Annotated in this window: 15 protein-coding genes; 11 read left to right on the top strand and 4 right to left on the bottom strand. The window is 38.1% G+C overall.

Features of this window, described 5'->3' with window-relative positions; all coding sequences use genetic code 11:
• Positions 1–12: 12 nt before the first annotated feature.
• On the top strand, positions 13–1,425 hold the full coding sequence (gene gndA / locus ACFSO7_RS10765) for an NADP-dependent phosphogluconate dehydrogenase (RefSeq protein ID WP_377877299.1): 1,413 nt from the start codon (positions 13–15) through the stop codon (positions 1,423–1,425).
• A 55-nt stretch (positions 1,426–1,480) separates the two neighbouring features.
• Positions 1,481–1,741, top strand: coding sequence for a DUF1871 family protein (locus ACFSO7_RS10760; protein WP_377877298.1), 261 nt, complete (start codon positions 1,481–1,483; stop codon positions 1,739–1,741).
• Positions 1,742–1,823: 82 nt separating this feature from the next.
• On the opposite strand, the gene ACFSO7_RS10755 is transcribed toward ACFSO7_RS10760, so the two are convergent.
• Entirely contained in the window at positions 1,824–2,648 is an 825-nt protein-coding gene (locus ACFSO7_RS10755; RefSeq protein WP_377877297.1) for an alpha/beta fold hydrolase, read from the bottom strand.
• A 185-nt stretch (positions 2,649–2,833) separates the two neighbouring features.
• On the opposite strand from ACFSO7_RS10755, the gene ACFSO7_RS10750 reads away from it, so the two are divergent.
• Both ACFSO7_RS10750 and ACFSO7_RS10745 read left to right on the top strand, forming a co-directional pair.
• On the top strand, positions 2,834–3,334 hold the full coding sequence (locus ACFSO7_RS10750; RefSeq protein WP_377877296.1) for an Lrp/AsnC family transcriptional regulator: 501 nt from the start codon (positions 2,834–2,836) through the stop codon (positions 3,332–3,334).
• Positions 3,334–4,500, top strand: a complete 1,167-nt coding sequence (locus tag ACFSO7_RS10745; RefSeq protein WP_377877295.1) for an aminotransferase — start codon at positions 3,334–3,336, stop codon at positions 4,498–4,500. Before ACFSO7_RS10750 ends, ACFSO7_RS10745 begins: the two co-directional genes overlap by 1 nt.
• Before the next feature lie 122 nt (positions 4,501–4,622).
• Here the strand turns inward: ACFSO7_RS10745 and ACFSO7_RS10740 are convergent, their stop codons facing one another.
• Positions 4,623–5,972, bottom strand: a complete 1,350-nt coding sequence (locus ACFSO7_RS10740; protein WP_377877294.1) for a sodium-dependent transporter — start codon at positions 5,970–5,972, stop codon at positions 4,623–4,625.
• A gap of 208 nt (positions 5,973–6,180) precedes the next feature.
• Between ACFSO7_RS10740 and yugI the strand changes: the two genes are divergently transcribed.
• Positions 6,181–6,564 (top strand): S1 domain-containing post-transcriptional regulator GSP13, encoded by a 384-nt coding sequence (gene yugI / locus ACFSO7_RS10735; RefSeq protein WP_377877293.1) that lies wholly within the window; start codon positions 6,181–6,183, stop codon positions 6,562–6,564.
• A 76-nt stretch (positions 6,565–6,640) separates the two neighbouring features.
• On the opposite strand, the gene ACFSO7_RS10730 is transcribed toward yugI, so the two are convergent.
• Positions 6,641–8,053, bottom strand: a complete 1,413-nt coding sequence (locus tag ACFSO7_RS10730) for a sigma-54 interaction domain-containing protein (protein ID WP_377877292.1) — start codon at positions 8,051–8,053, stop codon at positions 6,641–6,643.
• A gap of 222 nt (positions 8,054–8,275) precedes the next feature.
• Between ACFSO7_RS10730 and pruA the strand changes: the two genes are divergently transcribed.
• The 3 genes from pruA to ACFSO7_RS10715 all read left to right on the top strand — a co-directional run bounded on the left by pruA (position 8,276) and on the right by ACFSO7_RS10715 (position 12,545).
• Complete coding sequence (gene pruA, locus ACFSO7_RS10725; protein WP_377877291.1) at positions 8,276–9,823, top strand: L-glutamate gamma-semialdehyde dehydrogenase; 1,548 nt, start codon at positions 8,276–8,278, stop codon at positions 9,821–9,823.
• Positions 9,824–9,980: 157 nt separating this feature from the next.
• Positions 9,981–11,180 carry an ornithine--oxo-acid transaminase gene (locus ACFSO7_RS10720; RefSeq protein WP_377877290.1) on the top strand — a complete coding sequence of 400 codons (1,200 nt, stop codon included), beginning with the start codon at positions 9,981–9,983 and terminating at the stop codon, positions 11,178–11,180.
• Between the two features lie 78 nt (positions 11,181–11,258).
• Positions 11,259–12,545: a Glu/Leu/Phe/Val family dehydrogenase gene (locus tag ACFSO7_RS10715; RefSeq protein ID WP_377877289.1), complete on the top strand. Its 1,287-nt coding sequence runs from the start codon at positions 11,259–11,261 to the stop codon at positions 12,543–12,545.
• 55 nt (positions 12,546–12,600) lie between these two features.
• Here ACFSO7_RS10715 and ACFSO7_RS10710 read toward each other — a convergent pair whose 3' ends face one another.
• On the bottom strand, positions 12,601–12,831 hold the full coding sequence (locus ACFSO7_RS10710; protein ID WP_377877288.1) for a DUF378 domain-containing protein: 231 nt from the start codon (positions 12,829–12,831) through the stop codon (positions 12,601–12,603).
• Between the two features lie 152 nt (positions 12,832–12,983).
• Here ACFSO7_RS10710 and ACFSO7_RS10705 point away from each other — a divergent pair, with 152 nt between their 5' ends.
• From ACFSO7_RS10705 to ACFSO7_RS10695, 3 genes are all read left to right on the top strand, one after another.
• Positions 12,984–14,147: an iron-containing alcohol dehydrogenase gene (locus ACFSO7_RS10705; protein ID WP_377877287.1), complete on the top strand. Its 1,164-nt coding sequence runs from the start codon at positions 12,984–12,986 to the stop codon at positions 14,145–14,147.
• Between the two features lie 109 nt (positions 14,148–14,256).
• Positions 14,257–15,606 carry a glucose-6-phosphate isomerase gene (locus tag ACFSO7_RS10700; protein WP_377877286.1) on the top strand — a complete coding sequence of 450 codons (1,350 nt, stop codon included), beginning with the start codon at positions 14,257–14,259 and terminating at the stop codon, positions 15,604–15,606.
• A 108-nt stretch (positions 15,607–15,714) separates the two neighbouring features.
• A complete protein-coding gene (locus ACFSO7_RS10695) occupies positions 15,715–16,116 on the top strand; it encodes a YugN-like family protein (protein WP_377877285.1) in 402 nt (133 codons plus the stop codon).
• Positions 16,117–16,118: the final 2 nt, after the last annotated feature.

Here is a 16,118-nt window from a genome sequence, read left to right as displayed (position 1 = left end):
AGGATGATCGAAGTGACGAAGCAACAAATTGGTGTTGTCGGAATCGGTGTAATGGGTAAAAGTTTGGCACTAAATTTTGAGAGCAAAGGATTCTCAGTTGCTGTTTATGATATATCGCAAGATAAGGTTGAGGCTGTTCTTCTTGAACATGAAAGAAAAAATATTCAAGGATCTTGGAAGGTAGAAGAATTTATCAGTACATTAGAGCTTCCGCGAAAAATATTATTAATGGTAAATGCGGGAGAAATTACAGATAAAGCGATTGATTCATTGCTTCCTTATTTAGATAAAGGTGATATTTTAATTGATGGTGGCAATAGCTATTACGAGGATACAGTTCGTCGTAACCATTATTTATCTGAGAAAGGGATTCATTTTATTGGAGCAGGCGTTTCTGGTGGCGAAGAAGGAGCCTTAACAGGTCCTGCGATTATGCCAAGTGGTCAGAAAGAGGCATATGATGCAGTGGCACCGATGTTAACGGCGATTTCAGCCAAGGTAAATGGTGAGCCATGCTGTACTTATATAGGTCCAGATGGAGCGGGGCATTATGTGAAAATGGTCCACAATGGGATTGAGTATGGTGATATGCAATTAATTTGCGAAGCGTACCACTTAATGAAATCTGTTCTTGGGCTGACTGCCGAGGAACTGCATGACATTTTTTCAGAGTGGAATAAAGGCGAGTTGGATAGTTATTTAATAGAAATTACAGCTGATATTTTTACAAAAGTTGATGAAGAGACCGGTAAACCACTAGTCGATGTGATTATGGATACCGCAGGCCAAAAGGGTACTGGAAAGTGGACAAGCAAGAGTGCTTTAGACTTAGGTGTACCATTACCGATTATTACTGAATCGGTCTTTTCACGTTTCCTGTCAGCGATGAAGGAGGAACGTGTGGTGGCAAGTACGATTTTAAACGGACCTAAAATGCAGTTGTCTATTGGAGATAAGACAGAATTTATTGAAAAAATTCGTCGTGCATTATATGTAAGTAAAATTTGTTCCTATGCCCAAGGCTTTGCACAGTTCCGTTTAGCTTCAGAGGAATTTGGCTGGGATTTAAAGCCGGGCGAAATTGCGATGATTTTTAGAGGCGGCTGTATCATTCGTGCTGCATTCCTTCAAAACATTAAAGATGCATACGATCGTGACCCACAAATTAAAAATTTATTGTTAGATCCTTATTTTAAAGGGATTATGGAGAAATATCAGGATGATGCTCGCGAAGTTGTGGCAACAGCTGTTAGGTTAGGAATCCCGACACCAGGCTTGGCAACCGCCTTAACTTATTATGATAGCTATAGATCGGCAGTATTGCCTGCAAACTTGCTACAAGCACAAAGAGATTATTTCGGTGCCCACACATACCAACGTGTTGATAAAGAGGGGACATTCCATACTGAATGGTTGGAGAAATAGTTCTAAGGTAGTAAAGTAAAGTAAAGTAAAGGTGTATATGAAAAGGTGATAATATATGGAAGTTCAAGAAATGCACATTAGACTTGTTATCGCTCTGAATGAATGGGATCCATTTAATCTAGGGTTTGGAAACTATGAAACGGAAATCGCTGATGTTGTTCAGGTGGTGCATACATCAGATGACCCACAAAAGCTGGCAAGGAAAATTCAAAATATCTACGAATTTTCATTCGAACAAATCATCCCAATCGAAAACTGCCAAACAATCGCCACCGAACTATTAAATATAAAAAATCAACAAAGCTGCACACTTTAATACAGCAAAGCGCCGGGGGACAGCCCCCCGGCGCTTTACAGTATTAACGCACTGGGGGTCTGTCCCCCAGTGCGTTAGTGCGTTAAAGGGTGAATTGTTTGATGTGGTGGTAGATTTCTTCTGGACGTTCTTCTGGGACTAGGTGGCCAGTGTTAGGAAGTATGATCATATTTGAATGTTTTAGGTCTTTGTTTAGTCGAGTTCCTTTTTGAACGGGTACGACTTTATCATGTTCGCCCCAAATGAGTAAACAAGGAGTCTCAATTTGTCTAAGAACTTCTGTTGATAAGTCTCCCTCCCGGTCACGAATCATTTTCGTTAATGCTTTAAAGATTCCATTATCTTGGATAAACGGGTGTAAATATCCACTTACCATAGCATCATCAATTAAGCCATGATCATGAACCACATTTAGTAGGTTCTTCATAACCCCAGACCTCGCTAACCAAAACTTCACAAACAAATAAAAAAAAGGAACATAACTAACAATAGTTAATGAAAGTTTCGAACGATTTAAGTAACCGGAACTGCATAATAAAATGATTTGTTCAACTAATTCGGGCTTTTGATAACTAACATTTAAGGCAATTTGTCCACCCATCGAATGACCAATTAATATCACTTTATCTTTATCAAGTTTTTCAAGTAAACGTATTACCGTCATTGCAAGATTTTGATAGGAATAGGAGTAAAGACGCGATTTCCCACTTTTTCCAAAAGGGGGGAGGTCGATTGATATGACATGAAAATTTTCACATAATAAAGGTATTAATCTTCTAAAGCTAAAGGTGGAAGAGAGAAATCCATGAAGAAGTACGACCGTTTTATCCGCATTAGGGTGTCGATAATGCTCGTAGTAAACAGAAATATGATCCAATTCAAGATGGCTAACTTCTAGCTTATTCATTTCTTTCCTCCTCGTAAAAAATATTGCTCGCTTTTAGAATATTTTTCCCTATTTATTACAACTTCACGCATTGTTTTCTAAAAATACAAAAAAGATGTCTATTTTACTAGAAAGAAATTCTTCACTACTTAAAACTTTCGTAATATAATGATATTTATTTTAGGTGATATGAAAAGGGGATTACGATGAAACTAACTGATAAAGAGATTGAACTGTTAGAAATTATGGAAAAAAGTAGCTCATTTCAAATAAATGATATGGCCAAAATGATTAATCTGTCATTAGAAGAAACAGAGGCAATCATAAAGAAGTTAAAGAATGAGAAAATTATTGTACGATATTCATCTGTTATTGATTGGACCAAGGTAGATGGGCAAGAAGCGGTAACTGCAATGATAGATGTAAAGGTGACACCAAAGCGTGGAGTAGGTTTTGATGAAGTTGCCCAAAGAATCTATCGTTTTAATGAAGTTCAGTCGGTCTATTTAATGTCTGGTGCCTATGATTTATCTGTCATAATCGAAGGTCGTTCGATGAATGAGGTGGCACGCTTTGTTTCTGAAAAACTATCAACTCTTGAATCCGTTATTTCTACAACTACTCATTTCATTTTGAAAAAATATAAACATGATGGAACGATTTTTGATCAAAATGATGAAGACAAACGAATCGTGGTGGCGCCATAATGAAAACCATAAACTCTTATCTTTCAAGTACAGTTGAACAATTGAAACCATCTGGAATCCGCCGGTTTTTTGATTTAGCAGCAGGAATGGAAGGAGTCATTTCATTAGGAGTAGGTGAACCTGATTTTGTGACCTCTTGGTCTGTTAGAGAAGCAGCTATTCTGTCGCTTGAACAAGGCCACACTTCCTATACAGCGAATGCTGGTTTAATCGAGCTTCGAAAAGAAATTGCAATCTATTTAGAGAAAGGGTTTAATGTTTCTTATAATCCAGAGACAGAAATGATAGTTACTGTAGGAGCAAGCCAAGCATTGGATATTGCATTGCGGGCAATATTAAATCCTGGTGAAGAGGTAATTATCATTGAACCAAGCTTTGTTTCCTATAGTCCGTTAGTAAGCTTAGCAGGTGGAACGCCTATTTTGGTACAAGCTACTCAAGAAAATGATTTTAAAATCGTACCTACACAATTAGAAGAGGCTATCACAGCTAGAACAAAGGCGATTATGCTTTGCTCCCCTAATAATCCTACGGGAACATTACTCGAAAAAAGTGATTTGGAGGCAGTAGCTAAAGTTGCCAAAAAGTATGATTTATTGGTAATATCGGACGAAATTTATGCTGAACTTGTTTATGACGATGAATATACAAGTTTTCCCACTTTAGAAGGGATGAAAGATAGAACCATATTAATTTCAGGTTTTTCAAAGGGCTTTGCGATGACTGGTTGGCGCCTTGGCTTTGTTTGTGCTCCACAAGATATCGCACAAGCAATGCTCAAGATTCATCAATATGCCATGATGTGTGCACCGACTATGGCTCAGTTTGCGGCACTTGAAGCATTAAAGAATGGTCATGACGATGTGAAAGCTATGCGGAAAAGTTATCGTCAACGTAGAAATTATTTTGTACAATCTTTAAACGAAATCGGATTAGCTTGCCATACACCAGGTGGGGCTTTCTACGCATTTCCTTCCATTCAGAAAACAGGTTTTACTTCGGAAGAGTTTGCTGAGCGACTTCTTCTTCAAGAAAAAGTGGCTGTTGTGCCCGGAAATGTCTTTGGTATGAGTGGGGAAGGATATGTTCGCTGTTCCTATGCTTCTTCAATGGAGCAACTTCAGGAAGCAATCAGTAGAATGAAGAGATTTGTTCATTCCCTTTAAAGTAACCCTATTAAGAGATAAAAAAAGAGGACAGACCATTTAGGTTTGTCCTCTACAAAAAAGGGGGGAATACTAGAAAGCTTTACAATCCTAGTTTTACCAGGCTTTTTACTTTTTATACACTAAAATGAAATAAGACCGATTGTATGAAGAAACACGGCAATAATAGCAATTGGGACTACGAATCGAATGGAAAAGTACCATATTTGAAAAAGCATCCCCATACCTTTTGAACCGAATTCTAGCTCTTCCTTGACTACTTTTTTAGGCAATTTAACTCCAACAAATATAGAAATGAATAATGCACCAAGCGGTAGTGCAAGATTACTTACTAAATAATCAGCGAAATCGAAGAATGATTTCCCGAAAATTTCCATATCTGACATCATACCAAAAGACAATGCACTAGGAATACCGACGATAAAAATTAGAATTCCTGAAACCCAAGAAATCTTTCCTCTTTTCTTTGTGTCTCCTTTTGTAATTGAAGCAACGACAATTTCTAAAATGGAGAAGGCAGAGGTTAATGTGGCGAACAATAATAAAACAAGGAATATCGATAAAAATAAGCCACCAAAAGCCATCTCATTAAACACAGCCGGTAATACAACAAATACCAAACCTGGCCCTGCGCCGGGCTCAAACCCTAAAGCAAATACAGCTGGGAAAATAACCAGACCTGCTAAAATGGAAATAAAAATATTCAATAAAACGACGGAAAAAGCTGATTTTGTTATATTTTCTTCTTTTGATAAATAAGAAGCATAAGTCACCATAACTGAGATACCAACACTAAGCGCAAAGAAAGATTGTCCTAAAGCTAGCAAAATCGTCTCACCAGTTATGTGTGCAAAGTTAGGCTTGAGGAAAAATTCAATCCCTTTCCATGCTCCTTCTAATGTTAAAGATCGAATCATTAACACAATAAATAGAATAAAAAGGGCAGGCATCATGTACCGACTTGCTCGCTCAATCCCTTTTTGAACCCCACCTTGAACAACCCAAATGGTCAATACCATAAATACGAATTGTGCAATCACCACTTCGATTGGGTTGGAAATCATTTTTTCAAAAAGCGTTCCATACTCCTGTTGAGAAAGCCCGGAAAGACTACCTGTCACGCTCCGTCCAAGATAGGATAAAATCCATCCACCCACTACACTATAAAAGGAAAGTAAAATGAAGGAAGCGATAACTCCCATGTATCCAAGGAGATACCAAGGAGTTTTTGGAGCGAGTAGTTTATAGGCACTCACAGCATCCTTCTGAGCTCTTCTACCAATAATAAACTCAGCCATCAGTATGGGGGCACCAATAAACAAGGTTAAAAGTAAAAATAATAGCAAAAATAATCCGCCGCCATTTGTGCCTGTCATATAAGGGAATTTCCAAATCGCTCCTAGCCCAATCGCAGAGCCAGCTGCTGCTAAAATAAATCCAATCTTAGATGTCCATTGCTCTTGTTGACTCAAATAGAAAACCCCTTTGGTGAAAAAATATTTCTTTACATCTTACTATGTTTCGACAAAATTTGATAGTGTTATTTATAAAAATATAACATTCTATCACATATATTAAAGGATTTTCAAGCAGTCATTTTTGTCTTTGACGATCTATTATGATATAATTTTTAATTGCGTATATACAGGATAAATTAATCAAAATATTAGGAGTGTTTCTATGACAGAAAAAATCGAAGTAGGCAGTGTAGTAACAGGTAAAGTAACAGGTCTTCAACCATATGGAGCGTTTATTGCATTGGATGAAACTCACCAAGGATTGGTTCATATTTCAGAGGTCACACATGGTTTCGTTAAAGACATCCACAATCATTTAAAAGTGGGTGAAGAAGTTAAAGTGAAAGTTTTATCCATTGATGAAGAAGCTGGAAAAATTGGCCTTTCCATCCGTGCTACTGAAGAAGCGCCAGTAAATCCAATTGAAAAAGCAAAAAAACGCCCTGCAAAACGTCCAGTTCCGATTAAAACAGAATCAGAAATGGAACAAGGGTTTAATACACTTAAAGACAAACTTCAAGAGTGGATTAATCAATCACAAGCTTAATCAGAAAAGCGGAAGCGCCTCGAGGGGCTAGGACGCTTGCGGACAATGTTAAAAGGAGTGGGAATCCCCACTCCTTTTACGTTTTACGTAGCTTCCATTTTTTGATCCGATATTGAAGGTTTTGTCTACTCATTCCAAGTGCTTCAGCTGTTTTTGTAATATTAAAGTGATGATGTCCGAGCACTTTTTTTAAATAATACGTTTCGGCCTCTTCCATATATTGCTCAAGAGGTTTTATTGTTCGACCCTTTAAAATAAGTAAGTCGTCCATTTCACCTAAATTCTTAGTTTCTGATTGAAATTGTGGCTTATTACGGAATTGGATTGGAAGACAGGAATAAGTTAGATGCTCTTCATGCTCCATTAAATTCATCGAGCCCTCAATTATATGCTCAAGCTCCCGCACATTTCCTGGCCATTCATATTCATAAAATAATTGAAGGACTTCATCCGAAATAGATTTCACATTCATCGCGAACAAATGATTATACTTATCGATGAAAAATTGTGTTAGCTCTTTTATATCTTTTTTTCGCTCTTTTAATGGGGGAATAAATAATGTCACGACACTAAGCCGGTAGTACAAGTCTTTTCTTAATCTTCCTTCTGATATCGCATCAATAGGATCTTCATTAATTGTCGCAATAATTCTTACATCGATTTCCCGATCCTTCGTATCACCCACTCTACGAACGGTTTTTTCTTGTAGAACACGAAGAAGTTTCGCTTGAAGATTGGGATTCAATGAATTCAATTCATCTAATAAAAGCGTTCCACCATCTGCTTGTTCGAATAGTCCCGGACGCTCAATGGAACCAGTGAATGCTCCTTTTTTCGTTCCGAAAAGTATTCCTTCAATTAAACTGTCAGGAAGAGCAGCACAGTTTTGAGAAATAAACGGTTTTGATGACCGTGTGCTTCCATTATGAATACTTTGAGCAAATAATTCCTTTCCAGTCCCTGTTTCGCCAATAATTAGAATCGAAGAATTGGTTCGGGTAGCACGCTTACTAGCATCAATAACCTCTTGGATTTTATTACTACTTCCAATAATGCTGTCAAATGTGAATTTCGTGTCTCCTTTTTTTAAAAGATTTTCCCGAAGAAGACGCTCGTATTTCGTTACATCTCTTGCAATTTCGACTGCTCCAACTTGGATGTCATTCTCGATAATGGGGAACGTATTGTTGATCGTTGTAATTTCCTTTCCTTTATTGTTGTAATACGTTTGTTTTGCATTGTGAATGCTTTTTCGCTGATGGAGAGCTTCCAATAAAGTGCTATGTCCATTTTTATCAAAAGAAAATACGTCTAATAAATTTTTATCTAAAACATCTTCAATTTCCATGCTTTCGATTTCCATCATCTTTTTATTGTAAATAATGGTTTTTCCCTCGGCATTGACTACGTGAATACCAATATCAATTTCATCTAAAACATGTTGATATATTTTATTTATATTTAAAAGATTTTCAAGTTCTGGATTCATGGGAAACTCCTTTTCTTTTCCTTAAAAAATTATTGTAAAAGAAAAACTATAATGGCGCAATGAATTTTTGCACATATAAAGAAAAAAACGTTTTCAATCTGCAAATTTTTTTTGCGTATCAATGGAAAGAATAAGCACCATGACTATGTCTTTATTTTGGCACGGAAATTGCAATAATATATAATGGTGTCAATAAGTTATTAATGAGGGGGATTTTATATAATGGTACAACCATATAAACATGAACCATTTACGAATTTTAATGAGGAAGAAAATCGTAAAGGTTATTTAACTGGTTTACAAACAGTAGAGGGCTATTTAGGTCAAGATTTCCCATTAGTTATTGGTGGAGAGAAAATTACGACTGAGGATAAAATTGCTTCTTATAATCCAAGCAATAAAGAAGAATTGATTGGTCGCGTGTCAAAAGCAAGCCGTGATCTAGCTGAGCAAGCGATGCAAGCAGCGGTTGAAGCATTTAAAACATGGAGAAAAGTAAAGCCTGAAATTCGTGCAGATGTCCTTTTCAAAGCAGCTGCGATTATCCGTCGCCGTAAGCATGAGTTTTCTGCCCTTTTAACGAAAGAAGCTGGGAAGCCTTGGAACGAAGCAGATGCAGATACAGCTGAAGCAATCGATTTCTTAGAGTTCTATGCTCGTCAAATGTTACTTATTAAAGATGGTGTTCCAGTAAATAGCCGTCCAAATGAATATAACCGTTATGACTATATCCCATTAGGAGTAGGAATCATCATCTCTCCTTGGAACTTCCCTTTTGCAATTATGGCTGGTACTGCGGTGGCAGCGATTGTAACGGGGAACACAGTACTATTGAAACCAGCTTCTACAACACCAATTGTGGCTGCTAAATTCGTAGAAGTGATGGAAGAAGCAGGTCTTCCGGCTGGTGTTCTTAATTTCGTACCTGGTAGTGGTGCGGAAGTTGGGGACTATTTAGTAGATCATAAAGATACTCGATTCATCTCATTTACAGGTTCTCGTGATGTTGGATTACGTATTTTCGAACGTGCTTCTAAGTTAAATGAAGGTCAAATTTGGCTGAAGCGTGTGATCGCTGAAATGGGTGGTAAAGACACGATCGTTGTTGATAGTGAAGCAGATTTAGAATTAGCAGCTCAATCAATTGTAGCTTCTGCTTTTGGTTTCTCTGGTCAAAAATGTTCCGCATGTTCTCGTGCGGTTATCGTAGAGGATGTTTATGATACAGTATTAAATCGTGTGATTGAACTTACTAAGGAAAAAACAGTAGGAAACCCTGAAAAGCAAGAAACGTTTATGGGTCCTGTTATTGATCAAAGCTCATTCAATAAAATTATGGATTATATTGAAATTGGTAAAGGCGAAGGACGTCTTGTAGCTGGTGGAGAAGGAGATAGCTCTAAAGGATATTTCATTCAACCAACGGTTATCGCTGATCTAGATCCGAAAGCACGCATCATGCAAGAAGAAATCTTCGGACCAGTTGTTGGTATTTGTAAAGCTCGTGATTTCGACCATGCGATTGAAATTGCGAATAACACGGAATACGGTTTAACTGGTGCAGTGATCACTCGCAACCGTGAAAAAATCCAACAAGCACGTGAAGACTTCCACGTTGGAAACCTATACTTCAACCGTGGCTGTACAGGTGCCATCGTTGGATACCAACCATTTGGCGGATTTAACATGTCCGGAACCGACTCCAAAGCAGGCGGCCCTGACTATCTATTACAACACATGCAAGGCAAAACAACATCTGAATTATTTTAGTAAGAAAAGCCTAAGCTGTCTGACGGGGCTAGGACGCTTGTGCTGTACAACGTTAAAGCAGTGGGGGGCATTCCCCCGTCGCTTTAACGCATAACCGTAACGGGGGTCTGACCCCCACTACTTTAAAGTGTTAAAATAGGGGAATGGAGGAGTTATTATGACAGAATTAGTGAAGTCTACGTCGATTATTGAGCAAACGGAGAAGTTTGGTGCGCATAATTATCATCCACTGCCGATTGTTATTTCAAAGGCAGAGGGTGTTTGGGTGGAAGATCCAGAAGGCAATAAATATATGGATATGTTAAGTGCCTATTCAGCTGTTAACCAGGGACATCGTCACCCGAAAATTATTCAAGCATTAAAGGATCAAGCAGATCGTGTTACATTAACATCACGAGCATTCCATAATGACCAATTAGGTCCATGGTATGAAAAAATTTGTAAACTTACAAATAAAGATATGGCCCTACCTATGAATACAGGTGCTGAGGCAGTTGAAACAGCTCTTAAAACGGCTCGCCGTTGGGCTTACGATGTAAAAGGAGTAGCGAATGATCAAGCAGAAATTATTGCTTGTATCGGAAATTTCCATGGACGTACAATGGGAGCAGTTTCTTTATCCTCTGACCCAGAATATAAACGCGGATTTGGCCCAATGCTTCCAGGAATTAAATTAATTCCTTACGGAGATCTTGAAGCTTTAAAAGCAGCGATCACACCTAACACAGCTGCATTCCTAATTGAACCGATCCAAGGTGAAGCGGGAATCGTTATTCCAGAGGAAGGATTCCTTAAAGCGGCATCTGAGCTTTGTAAAGAAAATAATGTTCTTTTCATTGCAGATGAAATTCAGGCAGGTTTAGCTCGTACGGGGAAAATGTTTGCTTGTGAATGGGAAAATGTAGATCCTGATATGTACATTTTAGGAAAAGCACTAGGCGGTGGAGTATTCCCTATTTCCTGCGTAGTTGCAAACAAAGATATTTTAGGTGTCTTTAATCCTGGATCTCACGGTTCTACATTTGGTGGAAATCCAATGGCTTGTGCAGTTTCCCTTGCATCCATTGATGTGCTAGTCGATGAAAAGCTAGCAGACCGTTCTTTAGAAATGGGCGAATATTTCATCAGTAAATTGAAAGAAATTAATAACCCAATAATAAAAGACGTACGTGGCCGCGGACTATTTATTGGTGTTGAGCTTCATGAGCCAGCTAGAAAATATTGTGAAGATCTAAAAGAAGAGGGCTTATTATGTAAAGAAACGCATGACACTGTTATTCGTTTTGCTCCACCTCTTGTCATCACAAAAGAAGAATTGGATTGGGCAATTGAGCGAATTAAAAAAGTTCTCTCCTAAGACTAGTTGAACCTGAATTTTACCTTTATAATATAATTTGTACAAACAATTACTATCATGGGACAAAGAGGTGCCGTAATGGGAACAGTTGGCGTAACTGGACAGAAGACGGAACAGAAAAATGAAGAATCAGTAAATTTATTAACTTCCACACAAGTAGTGATAAACGAAGCGTTAACAAAGCTTGGTTACACGGAAGAAATGTATGAGCTATTAAAAGAACCATTAAGAATGCTAACGGTTCGTATGCCAGTTCGTATGGACGATGGCTCTGTAAAAATTTTTACCGGATACCGTGCACAACATAATGATGCTGTAGGACCAACAAAAGGTGGAGTCCGTTTCCACCCAGAAGTGGATGAAGAAGAAGTGAAAGCTTTATCCATGTGGATGAGTTTAAAATGTGGAATTGTTGACTTACCTTATGGTGGAGGAAAAGGTGGAATCATTTGTGATCCACGAACAATGTCTATGGGTGAACTTGAGCGCTTAAGCCGTGCGTACGTTCGTGCAATAAGCCAAATTGTAGGGCCAACAAAAGACATTCCTGCACCAGATGTATATACGAACTCTCAAATTATGGCTTGGATGATGGATGAATACAGCCGTCTTCGTGAGTACGATTCTCCAGGCTTTATTACAGGTAAACCAATCGTGCTTGGAGGTTCCCAAGGCCGTGAAAAGGCAACGGCACAAGGAGTCGTTATTTGTATTGAGGAAGCAGCTAAAAAACGTGGAATCGATATTAAAGGTGCTCGAGTAGTTGTTCAAGGCTTCGGAAACGCAGGAAGCTTCCTAGCGAAATTCATGCATGATGCAGGAGCGAAAGTAATTGGAATTTCCGATGCATATGGTGCTTTACACGATCCAAATGGTTTAGATATCGATTACTTATTAGATCGTCGTGACAGTTTCGGAACAGTAACAACATTGTTTGAAAAAACAATCACAAATAAAGAACTATTAGAGCTAGAATGTGATATTTTAGTACCGGCTGCTATTTCCAGCCAAATTACGGTAAATAATGCTCATAATATTAAAGCATCGATTGTCGTAGAAGCGGCAAACGGTCCAACAACATTAGAAGCTACGAAAATCCTTACAGAACGCGGAGTTCTACTTGTTCCAGATGTATTAGCTAGTTCTGGCGGAGTAACCGTTTCTTACTTTGAATGGGTTCAGAATAACCAAGGTTATTACTGGAGTGAAGAGGAAGTAAATGAAAAGCTTCGTAAAGTTTTAGTAAGATCCTTTGATAATGTGTATGAGACAGCAGAAACACGCAATGTAAATATGCGTTTAGCGGCCTATATGGTCGGGGTTCGCAAAATGTCTGAGGCTTCACGTTTTAGAGGTTGGGTATAATCACATAGTGCAAAAAATCCTTGCAGGTGCTCTGCAAGGATTTTTTTCTAAAAATTTATCTTAAATCTGCCTCTGGTACACGTTCGCGCTCTTCTCGATGAACAAATAGAAGACCTAGATTAATTAATCCAGCCAGTCCAACTAGACCATAAATAATTCTGGAAACGGTTGAGTCTTGTCCACCAAATATTGAAGCTACTAAATCAAATTGGAAAAATCCGATTAAACCCCAATTAATCGCTCCAATAATGGTAAGAACTAGTGCAAGACGTTGGATCGTACTCATATTATTTCCTCCTTAAAAGTGGATTCACTAATTAGAGTGATACAAAAATTTTATTTTATGCATAAAGGTCAATCTATTGTAAAAATTAAAGTGCAGTCTTTTTGCAAAACAATATTTTTTCTTTCATAATAAGTTTAAGGAGCGTGAGGATTGTGCAAAACTTTACATTTTGGAATCCAACAAAATTAATTTTTGGGAAAGGTCAAATAGAAGAATTAAAAAATGAAATCCCGCAATATGGGAAAAAAGTGTTACTCGTATATGGTGGTGGAAGCATTAAACGAAACGGTCTTTATGACCAAGTAATGGCTGTTTTGAAGAACATGAATGCAGAAGTTTTCGAACTTGCTGGTGTGGAGCCTAATCCACGAGTTTCTACTGCTCGAAAAGGTATTCAAATTTGTAAGGAAGAAGGTATTGAATTCATCCTTGCTGTGGGCGGTGGAAGTGTGATTGACTGTACTAAACTCATCTCAGCAGGAGCAAAATATGATGGAGATGCTTGGGATATAGTGGTGAAAAAGGCATTTGCGAAAGAGGCTTTGCCGTTTGGAACGATTTTAACGTTAGCGGCAACTGGATCAGAAATGAACTCAGGTTCTGTCATTACGAACTGGGAAACAAATGAAAAGTATGGCTGGGGAAGCCCTTTAACGTTCCCTAAGTTCTCAATCCTTGATCCAACAAATACATTTACGGTTCCAAAGGACCAGACAATTTATGGAATAGTTGACATGATGTCCCATGTTTTTGAACAATATTTTCATCAAGTTGAAAATACGGCTCTTCAAGACCGTCTTTGTGAATCAACATTAACGACAGTGATGGAAGTAGCACCAAAGCTAGTGGAAGATCTCGAAAACTATGACCATCGTGAAACGATTCTTTATAGCGGAACAATTGCCCTAAATGGAATGCTGCAAATGGGTTATCGTGGCGATTGGGCGACACACAATATTGAGCATGCAGTATCAGCGGTATACGATATTCCTCATGGAGGAGGACTCGCCATCCTTTTCCCTCATTGGATGAGACATAATTTAAAGGAAAATCCAGCTCGATTTAAACAGCTTGCAGTAAGAGTCTTTGGTGTTGACCCATCTGGAAAAACCGATGAAGAAGCAGGTTTAGAGGGAATTGATAAGTTAAGTAAATTCTGGTCAAGTATTGGTGCCCCTTCTCGATTAGCGGATTACGAAATTGATGATGCACAAATTGAATTAATGGCCGATAAAGCAATGGTAAATGGCGAATTTGGTAATTTTAAAAAATTGAATCGAGAGGATGTAGTCGCTATTTTGCGAGCATCTTTATAATGAGAAGATGGCCCTTTTGTATGGGGCCATTTTTTCATAGAGTTTCTTGATTATCCTATCTAAGTTGTTTAAAGTGGTAAATGAAACTAATCATGACGGAGGATCTTACATGACACATATTCGCTTTGATTATTCGAAGGCTTTATCATTCTTTGGAGAACATGAACTTACATATTTACGTGATTTTGTAAAAGTAGCCCACCATTCCCTGCACGAAAAGACAGGAGCTGGCAGTGATTTTCTAGGATGGATCGAACTACCAACTGAATACGACAAAGAAGAATTTAAACGTATTCAAAAGGCAGCTGATAAAATTAAGTCGGATTCGGATGTTTTATTAGTTATTGGAATTGGGGGCTCTTATCTAGGAGCTAGAGCAGCCTTAGAAATGCTTCAGCACAGTTTTTACAATGCTTTGCCAAAGGAAAAACGTCAAACCCCACAAATATTATTTGTTGGAAATAATATTAGTTCGACTTATATGACGGATTTAATGGATCTGTTAGAGGGGAAAGATTTTTCAATTAATGTCATTTCAAAATCAGGGACTACAACAGAACCGGCTATTGCCTTCCGTATATTCCGAAAGCTACTAGAAGAAAAATACGGAGTAGAAGAAGCGCGTAAACGCATATATGCGACGACAGATAAGGCTCGTGGTGCGTTAAAAACGTTAGCTACAGAAGAAGGGTATGAATCCTTTGTTATTCCAGATGATGTAGGTGGACGATATTCAGTGCTAACAGCTGTTGGGCTATTACCTATTGCTGTAAGTGGAGCGAATATTGAGGATATGATGCAGGGTGCTGCCAAAGCGAGCGAGGATTTAAGCGAATCAGAGCTTGAAGATAATATTGCTTATCAATATGCAGCCGTTAGAAAAGCGCTCTATAACAGAGGAAAAACGATTGAAATGCTCATTAACTATGAGCCAGGTCTTCAATATTTTTCTGAGTGGTGGAAACAATTATTTGGGGAAAGTGAAGGAAAGGATCAGAAAGGAATCTTCCCAGCATCTGCAAATTTTTCAACCGATTTACATTCGATGGGACAATACGTACAAGAAGGACGCCGTGATTTGTTCGAAACGATCATTAAAGTGGAAAATCCAAGACATGAATTATTGTTAGAAGAGGCTGCCAGCGACTTGGATGGATTAAATTATTTAGCAGGCAAAACGATTGATTTTGTTAATAATAAGGCATTCGAAGGGACACTTTTAGCTCATACAGATGGTGGGGTTCCGAATCTAATTGTCTCCATTCCAAAGATGGATGAATACACATTTGGTTATTTAGTCTATTTCTTTGAAAAGGCTTGTGCGATGAGTGGATATTTACTTGGAGTTAATCCATTTGACCAGCCAGGAGTTGAGGCATATAAAGTAAATATGTTTGCCCTTTTAGGGAAGCCTGGGTTTGAAGAGAAAAAGGCAGAGCTGGAAAAACGTTTGAAATAAGTTGATATAGAGTGTGGGAAATTTCATTCCTGCGCTCTTTTTCTTATTTCACTCATGAAATAACCAGATGGAGGAGAAACTAAGAAAAAAGGGAAATGAGGGAATAAGATGATTGAAATTGAATCAACGATTGAAGGAAGACAATATGATCTTTACAAACTGGAGCAAATTTTAAAGCCACTTGGATATAGCATCGGTGGAAACTGGGATTATGATCATGGTTCCTTTGATTACAAATTGGATGATCAGGATGGCTATCAGTTTTTAAGAGTACCGTTCAAAGCTATCGACGGCCAACTTGATTCTCGAAATTGTACTGTAGAGTTGCAAAAACCATTTTTGTTATCACATGTCTATGAAGGAGGGATAGAGGAAGATGCACAATCTTCAAATTGGACGGCTTCCTTTAACCAATTCCAAGAACCAGTAGACAAAGACGCTAGCTTCCCCGAAAATCAAATCGATCGAGGAAAAAGATTAGTAAGCCAATTAGAAAATGCCCTACAATAATT

It is taken from the genome of Bacillus sp. CGMCC 1.16607 (genome assembly GCF_042683745.1).
Lineage (GTDB): Bacteria > Bacillota > Bacilli > Bacillales > Cytobacillaceae > Pseudoneobacillus.
Note: the sequence above shows the minus strand (reverse complement) of the source record. Positions and strands in the feature narration are given on the sequence as shown.